Consider the following 15,544-nt stretch of genomic DNA (forward strand, 5'->3'; position numbering starts at 1 on the left):
AGTTTTGCCAAAACTGCTACAGCCGTCTCAGTGAACCCGCAGGCGCTCCTCGAAGGAGTGCACGAGTTCGCGCCATGTGGTGACCTCGACGTCGAAGGGAGCGCTCGGTGGTAGCCGGTTCGGACTCGGTCGCAGGATGAACGAAACCATCCAGCCGAGGCGCTGCGAGGAGTGCAGTGCCTCCTCGACGCTCTTGTCTCCTGCCCAGGTCGCCGCGTCGGTGAGCAGTTCCTCGGCCAGGTCGAGTTGGTTCGGGTCCACTGCGGAGGGGCCTTCGGCGAGGTCGGCGTCGAGGTCGTTGAACACGTAGGTGTTCTCCGGATCGACCTCGATCGTCAGTTCGCCGCCGGTTGCCTTCCGGGTGACTTCCGGCCAGGTCACCACGCGCGCGAGGTCGGTGTCCTCGGTCGCCTGCTCGTCGGCGAGGAACCTGGCCAGGGCGCGCGGTGAGGTGAATGCGTCGATGTGCCCCCGCGAGCCGAGAAAGATGGGTTCGTCGTCGAGATAGCAGCGCAGCGAGTAGTAGTCCGCATCAGCGGTGATGATTCGAATGGGATCGATGCCGACCTCACCCCAGAACCCGGGCTCGTCCTCGACCTCCTCGGTTTCCTCGGAATCGTCCGTCTCGGATATTTCGGAAGTCCCCTGTGTCTCCTCGCCGCCCTCGTCCAGAGCTTCGGCCAGTTCGGTTTCCGCGGTGGTGACGGCGTCGGCGTCGACCTCCGGGGTCGTGACCATCGCGTCGATGCTGTCGAGGAGTTCGTCCCAGCGCTCGGAGATGACCTGGCGCAGCGCGTCCCAGCGGCGTTCGCCGTCCTTGCCCGCGAACGGGAGAGTGCCCTGCGTCAGAAGCCCGAATCCCTCGGCGGCGTCGAGTATCTCGTGCACCTTGTCGAGTTCGCAGACATCGGCCAGCGAGCGGACGATGGTCACGATGTCGGCGAGTTCGCTGAGGGTCCAGGTGTCCGGCGGATCGGCAACGAGTTCCGGCACTCCCACGAGGTCGTACTGGTACTCGTCACCGGGGCTGAGGTCGATCGCCGACAGGCCGGGGACCACGTGCCAGGCGGGATGGTCGTCGAGGTCGTGTTCGGAGCCGGACCGCACGAACGCGGCCAGATGGGCGGAATCGGGAAATGCGTACAGGTCTTCCTCGTAGCCGAGAAAAGCTTCCCAGTCCTCACCATCCTCCCGCCAACGCGGCGCCCACAGGGTGACCACGTCGCCCTGTGGCAGTCCGAGTTCGATCGGAACGATGTCCTGCGCCATCTCTCTTCCTTCCGGTCACGAAACCAGACTCTGGCGAAGTTTACGGAGCGCTCCATGATGCCACGATCGCCGGGCCGCCCCGGTGTCGACCGCCGTTGCGGGCGCCATCCGGAAGACACCGCTCGCGCGGAAACGGCCGAGCGACCGGTCACGGTTGGCGGTACCCGTGCCCGCCATAACCGCAGATCATGATCCGAATGGATGTCACCCAACTGTGGAAGAAGATCGTGGTCTGGCTCGGCGACCATGCGCCGGTGACAGCGGCAACCCTGCAGCCGCCGGATCCGTCGCCGGATTTCGGTGCTCTGGAGAGGGAATTCGGTGTCCGGTTGCCTGCGGAACTGCGGGAATGGTGGCTGTGCTGCGGCGGTACCGAAGAGGGAGTACTCGCCGATGTCCTGCCGCCGTTCTACACGCCCTATGGTGCCCGGGGCGCGTGGCAGACGTGGTGCGCTCTCCGGGAGCCCCGGACGGCGCAATGGGACCGGCCGACCGGCGACCACTGCGCGGGTTCGGCGACATCCGGCTACCACCCGGCATGGATTCCGATCGCCGGAGACGGCTTCGCGGATGAACTCGTGATGGACCTGCGGCCGGGTAGGTGGCACGGCTGCGTCCTGGAATGGGAGCAGGAGACCGCCCAGCTGCACACTCCGGAATGGTCGGGAATCTCGGCGATGCTCGCCGATGTGTGGCGTGCCTTGGACGAGGGGGTGCCTGCCGGACACAGCTATCCCACCGTTACCGAGGACGGACGCATCGACTGGCAGATTCGCTGAGGCGACCGTTTCGCTGAGGCGGCTATGGGTCGGGGAAGGTCTCGGCAGCAGCCTCAGCGGAAGCGGCGGCCTTCGTCTCGGCGGTAGGCCACCACGGCCAGTGCCCCCAGCACGAGCGTCCATCCGGCCGCGACCAGCGGTGCGATGGCCCCCGGTGCGGTGTCGGTGAGCGCACCGACCACAAGATCGCGCACCGCTCGTGTCGGCAGCGCCTGCGACACCGCATCGAGCCACTCGGGAAATAGCATCGGCGGCAGGAACAGGCCGCCTGCGAACGCCATCGGCAGTAGCAGGAGCTGCACCACGGGGATCACCGCCTTCAACGGCAGGGAGTAACCGGTGGCCAGTCCCGGGAATGCGAACGGTAGTCCGGCGAGCAGCAGAGCAAGCAGTGCGGCGGCCAGCTCCCCGGGCGAAGCGTGCGCACGGGTGAACAGCATCGCCGTCAGAGTGACCGGGAGCAGCGAGATCAACGCGAGGAGCTGCGCGTTGAGCAGTCGCCCCCCGAGCTGGGCGGCGGGACCCACCGGAAGCGTACGGAGGTGGGGGTGCCATGGCTTGGCTCGGTCCTCCGCCACGCCCGCACCGAGATTGAACATGGAGGCACTGATCACGGCGAACAGCGACATCTGACCGGCGGCGAGGGTCGCGGCAGCCGGTTGGCCGCCGACCGCGGGGTTGGATACCACGAACAGGAGCATGAACAGCGCGGGGAACCCGACCGTGCCGATCACCGCGATGGGCACTCGGATCGTTTCGAGGAACTGATAGCGGGCATGCAGCAGCAGGAGGTTCATGACGCGCTCCGGTCCCCGTCGTGCTCACGGTGGACGACTCCCGGCAGTTCCGGCAGTGCGGTACTGCGCAGGCTCGCGGTGCGGGTGTCCACTCGGGACTTGATGTGCTCCTGACTGCCGTCGGCGAGGACCCGGCCCTGGTCGATGACGACCACTCGTCGGGCGAGTGCCTCGATCTCCTCGAGATAGTGGCTGGTCAGTAGCAGGCTCCCGCCGAGCGCATGGTAGTGACGCAGTGCCTCCCACAGCACATGACGTGCCTCGACGTCGAGACCGGTGGTGGGTTCGTCGAGTACGGCGAGTTCCGGGCGCCCCACCAGGGCGAGGGCGACGGTCAGACGCCGCTTCTGCCCGCCGGACAGAGATCCCGATTGTCGCCGCTCCAGGCCGGTGAGCCCGAACTGCTCGAGGAGCTCGGAGGTCGGTAGCGGATTGCGGTAGTGTCCGCCGACGAAGTCGACGATCTCGTGCACCCGTAGCGTCTCCGGCAGACCGGTCTGCTGCGGTGTGACACCCAGACTCAGGCGGTTCCGCGGAGTACGAGGATCGCCGCCGAACAACTCCACCCGGCCCGATGTCGGTGTGCGTAGTCCGATGAGCAGGTTCAACAGGGTCGTTTTGCCTGCCCCATTGGGACCGAGCAGTCCCACGAGTTCGCCGGGGGCCACATCGAGGCTTACCGAATCCAGGGCGCTTACGGTACCGAAATCCTTGGATACGTCGACTGCGCGCGCATGGTGTTCGTGCATCAGGTTTCTCCTCCGGACGCGGGTTCGAGCAGAGCGCGTAGTTGCTGTACGTATCTGTCGAAGGCGGCGCGCCCCTCGCTGGTCAGACACACGTAGGTGGTGGTGGTGCGACCGGTGCGGGTCTTGTCGCTGCTCGTGTATCCGGCTTCGTCCAGCTTGCGCAGGTGCGTGATGAGGTTTCCCGGTGTCATGTCCAGCAGTTCCTGCAACCGGGCGAAGGAGAGCCGGTCGCAAGCGGGAAGCGCGGCCAGGGTCGTCATGACGCGCAGCCGTGCCTGCGCGTGGATGACCGGATCGAGTTCGCCGCCCACTGTGCTCATGACCGCACTTCCGGTGCTCCTGCCTGGCCCGGAGCCGGCTTCAGGGACAGCACGAGTCCGGCCACGAGGAAGGCGCCGCCGCCTGCCAGGGACATGACCAGGTAGTGACCGGGTATCCCCGCGAAGGCGCCCACGGCGTTGACGAGCAGGATCCACAGTCCGATGCCGTACTGCCACCGGTCGCCCATCAGGGCGCCGCCGGACAGGAACAGGACGCCGACGAGCAGACCCGAGCCCGCAGTCCACAGTAGGGCGTAGACCTCGTGGGAGATTCCCAACCGAGCGGTCGCGCCCATCATCGCGCCGAGGGCGACGAACCCGAGTGTCCAGGACCATCCGTACATGGCCCCGGCGACCCGGGACGGCCCCCGGATGCCGCGCATGGTGCGGGTCAGGTGCCATGCGGTGATCGCGCCCGCCGTTCCGAGGAAGCCGAAGAAGATCGCCAGCGAAGCCCAGAGCGGGATCACCACGATCGGTTCCCGGCCGATGGTCAGGAACAGCTCGGCGAAACCGAGCAGCCATGCCAGTCCCCATGCGCCGAACAGGATGCCGGGGTCGGCGTCGAGTTCACGCTCGGTGCGTTTCTGTTGTTGCTCGGTGATCGCGAGCATCTCCGCGGGCGACGGTGCGGCCTCCGCGGCATCCGGTTCACGGTGTTCGTTCATGTCTCGACCCTCCTGGGGGACTTTGCGGTGCAAAGTATGCGAACTTTGTAGCGCAAAGTTCGCGAAGGGTCAACGATCGCAACCGTTCGGTGGCCGCCCCGGGTGACGTCGTGGCCGGATCCGCGCTTCCTGCGCGGTTTCTCCCGGGACACCCGGGGCGTGGCGAGGTGACGTCCGGATCCCGTGCTCGTGGCGGCGGCCCCGCTCACGGGAGGGGAGGGACGTGAGCGGGGCCGCGGGCCCGCCGTCGCGGAGCTTGCCCCTGGCTCGCTGCGCCGGCGTACTTGACCATGGTGCGCTCAGCCGGGGAGGTGAGCCAACCCGGATCGGGGAGGTGCCGCCACTCGTCCGGGTGGTTTTCCCCGCGAGAGCCGGTCTCCTGCGCGACGTGGGCGGTCTCGTGTGATCGGATGCCCCGTGGCTCGCTGCGCGCTCGGCGGGTACATCGACGCCTACCGGATGGAATTTTGCCCCGTTCCAGCCGGTGGTGGACGTGGCAACGGGGAGGGATGTCACGTCGGAGAAAGGCACGAAGAAGCGGAACCCACTCTGCTGCGTCTGGTGACCGGGTTCCCTTCTTCGTTGCCTCGGGTCCCGGTGCTTTCGGGCCCGAGCGCATCGGAATCGGTGGTACGAGTTCAGTCGTCCCCGAAATGGGTTATTCGATCGGTGACAGCGAGCGTGCGGTCCCGCTCCGATCGATACTGCCCGGAGAGGTATCGCGCCAGCGGTGTCCGGGCGGAGAGGGGAAGACCATGTCCGAGCAGAGCCGGCAGGCACTCGTGAACCAGGTGCGACGGTTGGCCGACGAGGTCGCCCCCGTCGACCCGGATGCGGCCAGCGCCGCCTTCGATGTGCTGGTGGCCACCTACGGCCGCGGTCCGGCCAGGGCGGCACTGCTCACCGTCGCCCCGGACGAAATCACCCGAGGCGCCGCACAGCAGCGGACCCCGACTGATATGCCGCTGATTCCCCATCCTCGCGCCTGAGCGCTCACGGCAGGCACTGCGGCATTGCAGGAACCGAGGTCGCTCGTCGGTCCGGCGCCGATCAAGTGCCGACGGGGTGCCAGACGGTCTTGATCTCGGTGAACTCTCGCAGGCGCCGAACGCCGGGATCGCCGGACCAGTCCGGTTCGCCGTGCCGGACGTCGAGCACCCGCTTGACGGTCTCGGCGGCCGAGCGCTCCAGATCGGCGCGTAGTGACTCCGGCGCGCCGGTCGGGTCCAGGGCGTTGACGTCGGCGTGCGAGGCCAGCCACGGAGCCAGCTCCGCGGCGTCGCCGGTGAGCAGGTTGACGACTCCGCCGGGCAGGTCCGAGGTGGCCAGTACCTCGGACAGGGTGACCGCGGGCAGTGGTCGTTCGGTGCTGGAGACCACCACGCACGTGTTCCCGGCCGCGATGACCGGTGCAACGACGCTGACCAGGCCGAGTAGTGCGGATTTCTGCGGCGCGAGCACTCCGACGACGCCGGTGGGCTCGGGCGCGCTGAACGAGAAGTACGGCCCCGCAACGGGATTCACGGTGCCGAGCACCATCGCGAGCTTGTCCGTCCAGCCCGCATACCACACCATGCGATCGATCGATTTATCCACAGTGGACTCCGCGGCCTCGCGGGAGACTCCCTCGGCCGCGACCACCTCGTCCGCGAACTGCGCGCGACGTCCCTCCATCACCTCGGCCACCCGGAACAGGACCTGGCCGCGGTTGTAGGCGGTCGCCTCCGACCACCCGTCGAACGCCTTGCGCGCGGCCACGACCGCATCCCGCACGTCCTTGCGCGAGGCCCACGCCGCGTTGGCGAGGAACTCGCCGCGCGAGTCGTGTACCGGATGAACCCGGCCGGACTCGGAACGCGGGAAAGCGCCCGCGACGTAGAGCTTGTGGGTCCTGGCCACGCCGAGACGCGCGGGTCCCGGTGTGCCGCTGCGTGGGTGACCGCCTCGGGAGCGACCGCCTTGGGGATGGTCGCCTCGATCGTGCTTGTCAGACGTCAAGGTAAGCCTCCAGACCTGCGCGGCCGCCCTCCCGGCCGAACCCGGATTCCCGGTATCCGCCGAACGGCGCCGTCGGATCGAACCTGTTGAACGTGTTGGCCCACACCGCACCGGCCCGTATCCGCTGCGCGGCCCACAGGATCCGCGACCCCTTCTCGGTCCAGATACCGGCCGAGAGCCCGTAGGACGTGTTGTTGGCCTTGGCGACCGCCTCGTCGGGGGTGCGGAAGGTCAGCACCGACAGGACCGGCCCGAAGATCTCCTCGCGGGCGATGCGCATCGACTGCTGCACGTCGGAGAACACCGTCGGGGCGAAGAAGAATCCCCGGTCCGGCAACGGGCACGGGCTCGTCCAGCGCCGGGCTCCCTCGGAATCACCCGCGTCGGTGAGTTCGGTGATCCGGTCGAGCCGGGTCGCCGAATTGATCGCGCCCACATCGGTGTTGGCGTCCAGCGGATCACCGAGCCGCAGCGTCGCCACCCTCGAGTGGAGCTTGTCCAGGAGTTCCTCGGCGATCGACTCCTGCACCAGCAGACGGGACCCTGCGCAGCTCACCTGCCCCTGGTTGACGAAGACCCCGCCGACGATGCCCTCGATGGCCTGGTCGATCGGCGCATCGTCGAAGACGATGCTGGCGCCCTTGCCTCCGAGTTCCAGGGTCGGCTTCCTCCCGGTACCGGCGAGGGTCCGCCGGATTCGTTTGCCGACCTCGGTGGAACCGGTGAAGGCGATCTTGTCGACTCCGCCGTGGGCGACGATTTCCGCGCCGATGTCGTCTGCACCGGCCACGATGTTGACCACGCCTGCGGGAAGTCCCGCCTGCTCGCAGATCTCGGCGAACACCAGCGCGGTCAGCGGGGTGGTTTCGGCGGGTTTGAGTACCACGGTGTTGCCGCAGGCCAGCGCAGGGGCGATCTTCCGGGCCAGCATCAGCAGCGGGAAGTTCCACGGGATGATCTGCCCGGCCACCCCGAGCGGACGGGGATTCGCCCCGTGGCCTGCGTGGTCGAGCTTGTCCGCCCAGCCCGCGTGGTGGAAGAAGTGGGCCGCGGCCGTGGGGATGTCGACGTCCCGGGACTCCTTGATCGGCTTGCCGTTGTCGAGAGTCTCCAGCACCGCGAGTTCACGCCCCCGTTCCTGGATCAGTCGGGCGATCCGGAACAGGTACTTCGCACGCTCCGAGCCGGGCATCGGTCCCCAGGAGCGCTCGAAGGCCGCCCGTGCGGCGGCCACCGCCCTGTCCACATCGGATGCCGAGGCGCCGGAGACCTCGGCCAGAACTTCCTCGGTGGCCGGGTTGATGCTGGTGAGCGATTCGCCGTCGCCGTCGACGAACTCGCCGCCGAGGAACATGCGGTAGTGCGAACGCAGGTTGGCGAGCTCGCGGGGCACGGGGGCGGGCGAGTACTGCCAGGGGACGATGTGTGCGGAGTCGGGAGCCGGATCGGTCAATGGTCCACCGCCACGTGGTCGGAGCCGGAGTAATGGCCGTCGAAGTGGGTTCGCCGCTGCATCAGCAGATCGTTCAGCAGGCCGGAGGCACCGAATCGGAACAATGCGGGCCTCAACCATTCGGGGCCGGCCACCTCGTGGACTGCGACGAGGTGGCGTATCGCATCCTTGGTGCTGCGGATACCGCCTGCCGGTTTGACGCCGCGCAGGTGACCCGTGCGGTCCCGCCAGTCCCGCACGGTCTGCAGCATCAGTTGGGTGACCGGCAGTGTCGCGGCGGGGGAGACCTTGCCGGTGGAGGTCTTGACGAAGTCGGCACCCGCCAGCAGTGCCAGCCAGCAGGCACGGCGCACGTTGTCGTAGGTGCCCAGCTCACCGGTTTCCAGGATGACCTTGAGATGCGTGGAGCCGCAGGCTGCCCGCACTTCCCGGATTTCGTCGAAGACCCGCCCGTAGTGCCCGGACAGGAACGCGCCGCGGTCGATCACCATGTCCACCTCCGTTGCCCCGGAGTCCACGGCCAGCTCGACCTCGGCGAGTTTGGCCCTGCGCGAGGACCGACCGGACGGAAAGGCGGTCGCGACGGAAGCGATGCCGACGCCGGATTCCGCCAGCGCCTCGGCGGCCGTGGCGGCCAGGTCCGGATAGACGCACAGCGCCGCCACGCGGGGAGTTCCGGGCCGATCCGGGTCGGGACTGCGGGCCTTCGCAGCCAGCGCTCGTACCTTGCCGCCGGTGTCGGCGCCTTCGAGCGTGGTCAGATCGACCATGCCGATCGCGGTGTCGATCGCCCACAGCTTCGAGTCCTTCTTGATGCTGCGAGTCGCCAGTTCCGCCGAGCGCTGTTCGAGTCCGACCTGGTCCACGCCCGGGAGGCCGTGCAGGAAACGCTTCAGCGCGGCGTCGTCGCGGATGACTTCGGCAAGATCGGCCGGAAGTTCCGGGGGTGCCGGGGCAGCCGATCCCGGTGTGGAGGGTGGCGGGTCAGCCATGACGGAGAGTCTATGCCAGTTGGCCCGTGGTGGGGGGCCGCCACAGTGGCGAGGAGGGGCGGATTTCGGGAAGACGTCACGCCACCAGGGCCAACCGGACATGTCCTAACCGGAGCTCTCCTGCGTACGGCGCAGTCGCCGGTAACTGGCCCAGTACGTGATCGCCATGGAGGTGAACACGACCGTCAAGGGGAGTTGGCTCAACCACCTCCACAGGGATGCCTCCCAGATCCCGGTCAGGGAGAGCAGGACGATGAGGCCGTTGAGGGGGGCGAGTATCGAGGCCCCGAGAGCCATCCGGAACAGGCGTCTCGGCGATCCCGGCTGGAACCACCAGGGTGGCTTGCTCGTGCCTGCATATCGCTGATCCACGCCCGGCATGATGGTACCGGGCGAGTGTCGCTCGCTGCCGTGTTTCCCGATCGTGATCTTCGCCCGCGCCCGTGCTCGCCGGATGCTCGCCGGCCACGGCGTGCCGAGCGCCGAGGTCGCGCACCCGGAACCCGTTCGAGAGCGAAAGCCCACGGTACGTAGGCTATATACCATGAGTACCTCTGTGCTGACCGCCGTGGCCTGGCCGTACACCAACGGGCCGAGGCACATCGGTCACGTCTCCGGTATCGGAGTGCCCTCCGACGTGTTCGCGCGGTACCACCGAATGGTCGGGAACAAGGTGCTCATGGTCTCCGGCAGTGACGAGCACGGGACGCCGATCCAGGTGCAGGCGGAGAAGGAAGGCGTCACGCCGCGCGAGCTGGTCGACCGATACCACCGGGTGATCGCCGAGGACATGCAGGGACTCGGGGTCAGCTACGACCTCTACACCCGCACGACCAGCGGTAACCATTACGGGGTCGTCCAGCAGATCTTTCTGGCGCTGTACCGCAACGGCTACATCGTGCCGAAGACGACGACCGGTGCGGTCAGCCCGTCCACCGGACGTACCCTGCCGGACCGCTACATCGAGGGAACCTGTCCGATCTGTGGTGCCGACGGGGCACGCGGTGATCAGTGCGACAACTGCGGCAACCAGCTCGACGCAGCCGACCTGCGAAATCCGATCTCCCGGGTCAACGCCGAGACACCGGAGTTCGTCGAGACCGAGCATCTGTTCCTGGACCTGCCCGCGTTCACCGATTCGCTGGGCAAGTGGCTGTCCACCCGCACCGGCTGGCGTTCCAACGTCCTGAACTTCACGCGCAACCTCGTCGAGGACATGCGCCCGCGTCCGATCACTCGCGATCTGGACTGGGGCGTGCCGATCCCGCTCGAGGGATGGGATGCCCAGTCGATGAAGCGTCTGTACGTCTGGTTCGACGCGGTGATCGGGTACTTCTCCGCCAGCGTCGAGTGGGCACGGCGCAGCGGTGACCCCGACGCGTGGAAGGCGTGGTGGAACGACCCCGAGGCGCAGCGCGTGTACTTCATGGGCAAGGACAACATCACCTTCCACGCCCAGATCTGGCCCGCGCTGCTGATGGGGCACAACGGTCAAGGCGACCGGGCGGGCACGCCGGGGCCGTACGGTGAGCTGAACCTGCCCAGCGAGATCGCCTCCAGCGAGTTCCTCACCATGAGCGGGTCGAAGTTCTCGACCTCGCGCGGCACCGTGATCTACGTGCGCGACTTCCTGCGTGAATTCGGGCCGGACACACTGCGGTACTTCATTTCGGCGGCCGGGCCCGAGACTCAGGACGTGGACTTCACCTGGGACGAGTTCGTGCGCCGGATCAACTTCGAGCTTGCCAACGAGTGGGGCAACCTGGTCAACCGCGCAGTGTCGATGGCGGCCAAGAACGTCGGTGCGGTCCCGACTCCGCGTGCGCCCGAGCCCGCCGACGAGGAGCTGAAGGCCTCGGCACGCGCGGCGTTCGACGTGGTCGGTGAGCACCTGCAGCATTCCCGGTTCCGAGCGGCCACGCAGGAGGCCATGCGCGTGGTCGGTGCGGCGAACAAGTACCTGTCCGAGCAGGAACCGTGGAAGCGCAAGGACGACCCCGACCGGCGGGATACCATCCTGCATACCGCGTTGCAGGTTGTCTCCGATGCCAACACGCTGCTCACGCCGTTTCTGCCGCATGCCGCGCAGAAGGTGCACGAGCTGCTCGGCGGTACCGGTGTGTGGGCCAAGCAGCCGGAACTGCGTGAGGTCGCCGATCTGGACGTCGCCGACCGTCAGTACCCGATCGTGACGGGTGACTACTCCGTGGAACAGGCGAGCTGGCAGTCCCGGCCGATCGAGGTGGGGCGGCCGTTGAGCAAGCCCACCCCGCTGTTCACCAAACTCGATCCCGAGCTTGCCGAGACCGGGCCCGAGTGGGCACCGATCCAGGACTGAGCCTGCGATCCAGGACCGAGCTTTCGAGGTGAGCGCCCACTTCCGTCTCGTATGAGTGGGCGGGAGTGGGCGTTCGCTCCGAACGATCCGGCGAGGAGATGTACGTGAGCAAGAGCGACAAGAAGCGCGAACCACCACCGGCACCGGAAACGCTGCCCGCAGCCATCGTGGATGCACACACGCACCTGGACGCGTGTGGTGCGTCGACGGCCACCGAGGTGCGGGAGGTCGTCGATCGCGCGGAGGCAGCCGGAGTCGGGCGCGTCGTGACGGTTGCCGACGACATCGCTTCGGCACAGTGGACGGTCGAGGCGTCCACCTGGGATGACCGGGTGTTCGCCGCTGTCGCACTGCACCCCACCCGCACCAAGGACTTCGATGATTCCGACCGCGAGACGCTGGAGCAGCTCGTCCGGCATCCGCGTGTCGTGGCGGTGGGGGAGACGGGGCTGGACTATTACTGGGATTTCTCGCCGCCCGAGCCGCAGCAGGAGGCCTTTCGCTGGCATATCGACCTCGCCAAGCGCTCCGGCAAGCCGCTGATGATCCACGACCGTGACGCGCATGCGGACATCCTGCGGATCCTGGAGGAGGAGGGTGCACCGTCCACGGTGGTCTTCCACTGTTTCTCCGGGGACGCCGAATTCGCGCGGGCGTGTGTGGATGCCGGCTACGTGCTGTCCTTTGCCGGGACCGCGACGTTTCGCAATGCCAACGCCCAGGGACTCCGTCAGGCCGCCCGAGAGGTGCCTGCCGAGCAGATGCTGGTCGAAACCGACGCTCCGTTCTTGGCGCCGCACCCCTTCCGGGGGCGCCCGAACGAGCCCTACTGCGTGAACTACACCCTGCGTGACCTGGCAGAACTCCGGGATGTCGAGGTGGAGGAGTTGGCTGTGGCCACGACCGCCACAGCAGAGCGGACGTTCGGCCTTTCCCGTGCGGATGCTGCCTGAGGAAAACCGGGAAAGGGGGCAAGCCCGGAAAACGGGCAAGCCCGAAAAAAGCGGGCAAACGTCACGCGCGGGTAAGGCACCTCACACACCGGCCCGAGATCCTTGGCAGTCAGGTTCGGGTCACGCTAAAGTCACGAACTCGTGAACCGATGACAGGGAAGTCACGGTGAACACCCGCAGTCTCGCCGGTGTACGTCGGGGACGGTGCTGGCTACGGGAGTCGGATACGAGCACGAGGCACGAGAGTGCGTACCGGTTTCGTACCACTGATGGAACGAGTCCGGTGCGCCTTTTCGCCTTCGGGAGGTAACGACCCTGTGAACGAACGCGGCATCCCCGGCCATCCCAGCTATCGCGGTCGCCGGATCGGCCATCGGGACGACTCGGTCGATCCGCCGACGGACTGGTTCGACCCGGCCGCCCTGACCGAGCAATCCACGGCGGTCGATCTTCTTGAGCGGCCCGCTTCCTACCGCAGGCCCTATGTGGACCATTCCGCCCCGGCCTATCCGGCGCAGGACCACCCCAGCTTCCCTCCCGGTGCGCTGAGCATCACGCCGGAGGACGTCTACGAGGTACTCGGCGCCGATGCCGACGATCTCCTCGCCGACGCCGATGTCGAGGTCGACGAGCTCATCCGGATGATCAACGCGGAGACCACGGTGATGCCGCCGCTGGTCCTGCCGGACACGGTCGCCGATCTCGATGCTTCCGAGGAAGCCCCTCCCGAGATGGTCGAGGCCATCAGCGACTGGAAGCGCCGGTTCCTCAAGGGCGCCGTGGCCGCGGTGGTCCTCACGCTCACCGGTGCGGGCAGTGCCGCCGCCGCGATGGACAAGTCCGTCACCGTGGAGGTGGACGGCAAGGAACGCGAGATCCACACCTATGAATCGAGTGTGGGGGAGGTCCTCGAGGACGCGGGCATCGAGGTCGATCCGCATGACGCGCTGAGTCCGTCGCCGCAGTCCGAGATCGAACACGGCGAGACCATCACGCTCGACCGGGGCCGCCTGTTGACGTTGACCGTCGACGGCGAGCAGCGCGAGGAGTGGGTGCGATCGGTGACGGTCGGTCAGGCGCTGCGGCAACTCGGGGTGGCCACCGACGGCGCATGGGTCTCGGCCAACCGCACGATGCCGGTGCCCGAGCAGGGCATGACTCTCGAGGTCAAGACCGCCAAGTCGATCACCGTGGTCAACGGTGGTGCCGAACCCCGGGAGTTGACCACCACCGCTGTCACGGTCGATGAGCTGCTCCGTCAGGAGGGCATCAAGCTCGGCGAGCAGGACAGCGTCACTCCCGGTTCCGGTGGGCAGCTTTCCGAAGGCACCACGGTGCGGATCGAGCGCACGGGCACCTCGACGGTCAATGTCCGGGAGCCGATCGAGCCGCCGGTCGAGGAGATCGTCGACAACTCGATGCTCAAGGGAGAGCGCAAGGTCGAAGAGCCGGGTGAACCCGGTGAGAAGATCGTGTTCTACCGGGTCACCACCCGCAATGGCGAGGAGACCGGCCGGGAGAAGATCGACGAGCGGGTCGTTCGCGAAGCCACCCCGAAAGTCGTCCGGGTCGGTGGCAAGGAGCCGCCGAACAGCGGAGTCTGGAGCAAGCTCGCCCAGTGCGAGTCCGGTGGGAACTGGCAGATCAACACCGGAAACGGCTACTACGGCGGGCTCCAGTTCAACAAACAGACCTGGGATGCCTACGGTGGCGAGCAGTACGCTGCCTACCCGCACAAGGCCACGCGGGCCCAGCAGATCGCCGTGGCGACGGAGGTACGGGACGCGCGTGGTGGCTACGGCGCCTGGCCGGCCTGCTCCAGCGAGCTCGGCCTGAGCTGACCCTGCTAGGTTCGGTCGGATGCAGGACCAACAATCGGCGCGCCTGCTCGGACCGGCCGAGGTACGCAGGCTGGCCGAGGACTTGGGGATGCGCCCGACGAAGAAGCTCGGCCAGAACTTCGTGCACGACCCGAACACGGTCCGCCGTATCGTCGCCACCTCGGGGGTGACCGCCGAGGACGTGGTACTGGAGGTGGGGCCGGGGCTCGGCTCCCTCACGCTGGGACTGCTCTCGACCGCGCAAGCGGTGACGGCGGTGGAGGTGGATGCGGCATTGGCGGCCACGCTGCCGCGCACGGTGGCTGAGCGGGCCCCGGCGCTGGTGGATCGGTTGCGGACCGTGGAAGCCGATGCGCTGAGCCTGCGGGAGCGCGATCTCGCCGATCGGGCGCCCACGGCACTCGTGGCCAACCTGCCCTACAACGTGGCCGTGCCCGTGGTGCTGCATCTGCTGGCGGAGTTCCCGACTCTGCGGCACGGGCTGGTCATGGTGCAGGCCGAGGTCGCCGACCGGATGGCGGCGAAGCCGGGGAGCCGCACGTACGGGGTGCCGAGCGCGAAGGCCGCCTGGTTCGCCGACGTGCGCCGGGAAGGACCGGTGCCGCGCGGCGTGTTCTGGCCGGTGCCCAATGTGGACTCCGGATTGGTCTCGTTCACCCGGACCGAGCCACCGTCGACGGTGGCTCGTGAGCAGGTGTTCCGGGTACTCGATGCCGCTTTCGCGCAGCGGCGCAAGACATTGCGTTCGGCACTGTCGAAGTGGGCGGGGTCCGCGGCGCGCGCGGAGACGCTGCTGCGGGCGGCCGGGGTGCCCCCGTCGTCGCGGGGCGAGCAGCTGGCCGTTTCCGACTTCGTGCGCATCGCCGAGGCAGCCCGCGACATCCCCGATGACTCGGAATCCTCCGGCGCTCGGTGATCGAGGCCGGCGAGTTCGCGGTGGTCCCCCGGGATCGGCTGTCCGAGCCCGTATGTCCCGAGACCGCTCGGCTACTATCCGTGACGTTCCGAAGAGTTGTGGGTCACCCAAGAGGGGTGTGACACATCCAACGATTTCGGTACGTGACGGACATCAACTTGCGTCACGATCGCCGAGTGGGGTCTACTATAGGCGGAACCCATCCCGAGCGGCCGAGAGATCTGGCTTGTCGACGCCGCAGCAACCACCCGATGCGGGCAGGTGCTAACGCCAGGAGCGATGGAGTTGCGGTGTCTGAATCTCTGATCGCGAGCGCGAGTGCGCTCCACGCCCGAGGGCGCGACGTGCCCCCGGGGTCCGCTGCCGCGCGAATGCGGCAGGCGTTGACCCAGCGGCGTGTCGTCGACCACGGGCGCAGGACCACGACCGCCTGTCGCCGCGGCGCGTGACCCCAGACCTTCTTTCAGGCCT

16 protein-coding genes and 1 riboswitch are annotated in these 15,544 nt (G+C 67.7%); of the genes, 7 read left to right on the forward strand and 9 right to left on the reverse strand.

Annotated elements, in window-relative coordinates; translation table 11 throughout:
• Positions 1-27 precede the first annotated feature (27 nt).
• Positions 28-1,269, reverse strand: a complete 1,242-nt coding sequence (locus JOF55_RS14040) for a SatS C-terminal domain-containing protein (protein ID WP_310274328.1) — start codon at positions 1,267-1,269, stop codon at positions 28-30.
• A gap of 197 nt (positions 1,270-1,466) precedes the next feature.
• Between JOF55_RS14040 and JOF55_RS14045 the strand changes: the two genes are divergently transcribed.
• A complete protein-coding gene (locus tag JOF55_RS14045) occupies positions 1,467-2,048 on the forward strand; it encodes an SMI1/KNR4 family protein (protein ID WP_310274330.1) in 582 nt (193 codons plus the stop codon).
• 53 nt (positions 2,049-2,101) lie between these two features.
• Here the strand turns inward: JOF55_RS14045 and JOF55_RS14050 are convergent, their stop codons facing one another.
• The 4 genes from JOF55_RS14050 to JOF55_RS14065 are packed head-to-tail and all read right to left on the reverse strand — an operon-like array spanning position 2,102 to position 4,582.
• Positions 2,102-2,845 (reverse strand): ABC transporter permease, encoded by a 744-nt coding sequence (locus JOF55_RS14050; RefSeq protein ID WP_310274332.1) that lies wholly within the window; start codon positions 2,843-2,845, stop codon positions 2,102-2,104.
• Positions 2,842-3,594, reverse strand: coding sequence for an ABC transporter ATP-binding protein (locus JOF55_RS14055; RefSeq protein ID WP_310274334.1), 753 nt, complete (start codon positions 3,592-3,594; stop codon positions 2,842-2,844). The genes JOF55_RS14050 and JOF55_RS14055 overlap by 4 nt, the downstream gene beginning before the upstream one ends.
• Positions 3,594-3,914 carry a transcriptional regulator gene (locus JOF55_RS14060; RefSeq protein WP_310274336.1) on the reverse strand — a complete coding sequence of 107 codons (321 nt, stop codon included), beginning with the start codon at positions 3,912-3,914 and terminating at the stop codon, positions 3,594-3,596. Before JOF55_RS14060 ends, JOF55_RS14055 begins: the two co-directional genes overlap by 1 nt.
• The gene (locus JOF55_RS14065; protein ID WP_310274339.1) at positions 3,911-4,582 is read right to left on the reverse strand and encodes a hypothetical protein; all 672 of its coding nucleotides are present in this window, start codon (positions 4,580-4,582) and stop codon (positions 3,911-3,913) included. Before JOF55_RS14065 ends, JOF55_RS14060 begins: the two co-directional genes overlap by 4 nt.
• Before the next feature lie 755 nt (positions 4,583-5,337).
• On the opposite strand from JOF55_RS14065, the gene JOF55_RS14070 reads away from it, so the two are divergent.
• Positions 5,338-5,571: a hypothetical protein gene (locus JOF55_RS14070; RefSeq protein ID WP_310274341.1), complete on the forward strand. Its 234-nt coding sequence runs from the start codon at positions 5,338-5,340 to the stop codon at positions 5,569-5,571.
• A gap of 61 nt (positions 5,572-5,632) precedes the next feature.
• Here JOF55_RS14070 and JOF55_RS14075 read toward each other — a convergent pair whose 3' ends face one another.
• The 4 genes from JOF55_RS14075 to JOF55_RS14090 form a co-directional block, all read right to left on the reverse strand.
• Positions 5,633-6,481, reverse strand: a complete 849-nt coding sequence (locus JOF55_RS14075; RefSeq protein WP_374727493.1) for an aldehyde dehydrogenase family protein — start codon at positions 6,479-6,481, stop codon at positions 5,633-5,635.
• An 88-nt stretch (positions 6,482-6,569) separates the two neighbouring features.
• Positions 6,570-8,033, reverse strand: a complete 1,464-nt coding sequence (locus tag JOF55_RS14080; RefSeq protein ID WP_310274344.1) for an aldehyde dehydrogenase family protein — start codon at positions 8,031-8,033, stop codon at positions 6,570-6,572.
• Positions 8,030-9,025, reverse strand: a complete 996-nt coding sequence (gene deoC / locus JOF55_RS14085; protein ID WP_310274345.1) for a deoxyribose-phosphate aldolase — start codon at positions 9,023-9,025, stop codon at positions 8,030-8,032. The genes JOF55_RS14080 and deoC overlap by 4 nt, the downstream gene beginning before the upstream one ends.
• 105 nt (positions 9,026-9,130) lie before the next feature.
• Complete coding sequence (locus tag JOF55_RS14090; protein ID WP_310274347.1) at positions 9,131-9,397, reverse strand: hypothetical protein; 267 nt, start codon at positions 9,395-9,397, stop codon at positions 9,131-9,133.
• A gap of 172 nt (positions 9,398-9,569) precedes the next feature.
• Here JOF55_RS14090 and metG point away from each other — a divergent pair, with 172 nt between their 5' ends.
• From metG to JOF55_RS14115, 5 genes are all read left to right on the forward strand, one after another.
• Positions 9,570-11,363 carry a methionine--tRNA ligase gene (metG, locus tag JOF55_RS14095; protein ID WP_310274349.1) on the forward strand — a complete coding sequence of 598 codons (1,794 nt, stop codon included), beginning with the start codon at positions 9,570-9,572 and terminating at the stop codon, positions 11,361-11,363.
• A 98-nt stretch (positions 11,364-11,461) separates the two neighbouring features.
• Entirely contained in the window at positions 11,462-12,316 is an 855-nt protein-coding gene (locus tag JOF55_RS14100; protein WP_310278382.1) for a TatD family hydrolase, read from the forward strand.
• A gap of 317 nt (positions 12,317-12,633) precedes the next feature.
• Positions 12,634-14,157, forward strand: coding sequence for a resuscitation-promoting factor (locus tag JOF55_RS14105; protein ID WP_310274351.1), 1,524 nt, complete (start codon positions 12,634-12,636; stop codon positions 14,155-14,157).
• Positions 14,158-14,176: 19 nt separating this feature from the next.
• The gene (rsmA, locus tag JOF55_RS14110; protein ID WP_310274353.1) at positions 14,177-15,073 is read left to right on the forward strand and encodes a 16S rRNA (adenine(1518)-N(6)/adenine(1519)-N(6))-dimethyltransferase RsmA; all 897 of its coding nucleotides are present in this window, start codon (positions 14,177-14,179) and stop codon (positions 15,071-15,073) included.
• Positions 15,074-15,269: 196 nt separating this feature from the next.
• Positions 15,270-15,359, forward strand: a riboswitch (SAM riboswitch).
• 4 nt (positions 15,360-15,363) lie between these two features.
• Positions 15,364-15,522, forward strand: a complete 159-nt coding sequence (locus JOF55_RS14115) for a hypothetical protein (protein ID WP_310274355.1) — start codon at positions 15,364-15,366, stop codon at positions 15,520-15,522.
• The last annotated feature ends 22 nt before the right edge of the window (positions 15,523-15,544 follow it).

The sequence above is a fragment of the Haloactinomyces albus genome (genome assembly GCF_031458135.1).
Classification (GTDB): domain Bacteria; phylum Actinomycetota; class Actinomycetes; order Mycobacteriales; family Pseudonocardiaceae; genus Haloactinomyces; species Haloactinomyces albus.

Bases quoted from the DNA above. Each gene is read 5' to 3' on its own strand.
- JOF55_RS14040 (WP_310274328.1), bottom strand. From the start codon at position 1,269: ATGGCGCAGGACATCGTTCCGATCGAACTCGGACTGCCACAGGGCGAC.
- JOF55_RS14045 (WP_310274330.1), top strand. From the start codon at position 1,467: ATGGATGTCACCCAACTGTGGAAGAAGATCGTGGTCTGGCTCGGCGAC.
- JOF55_RS14050 (WP_310274332.1), bottom strand. From the start codon at position 2,845: ATGAACCTCCTGCTGCTGCATGCCCGCTATCAGTTCCTCGAAACGATC.
- JOF55_RS14055 (WP_310274334.1), bottom strand. From the start codon at position 3,594: ATGCACGAACACCATGCGCGCGCAGTCGACGTATCCAAGGATTTCGGT.
- JOF55_RS14060 (WP_310274336.1), bottom strand. From the start codon at position 3,914: ATGAGCACAGTGGGCGGCGAACTCGATCCGGTCATCCACGCGCAGGCA.
- JOF55_RS14065 (WP_310274339.1), bottom strand. From the start codon at position 4,582: ATGAACGAACACCGTGAACCGGATGCCGCGGAGGCCGCACCGTCGCCC.
- JOF55_RS14070 (WP_310274341.1), top strand. From the start codon at position 5,338: ATGTCCGAGCAGAGCCGGCAGGCACTCGTGAACCAGGTGCGACGGTTG.
- deoC (WP_310274345.1), bottom strand. From the start codon at position 9,025: ATGGCTGACCCGCCACCCTCCACACCGGGATCGGCTGCCCCGGCACCC.
- metG (WP_310274349.1), top strand. From the start codon at position 9,570: ATGAGTACCTCTGTGCTGACCGCCGTGGCCTGGCCGTACACCAACGGG.
- JOF55_RS14100 (WP_310278382.1), top strand. From the start codon at position 11,462: ATGTACGTGAGCAAGAGCGACAAGAAGCGCGAACCACCACCGGCACCG.
- rsmA (WP_310274353.1), top strand. From the start codon at position 14,177: ATGCAGGACCAACAATCGGCGCGCCTGCTCGGACCGGCCGAGGTACGC.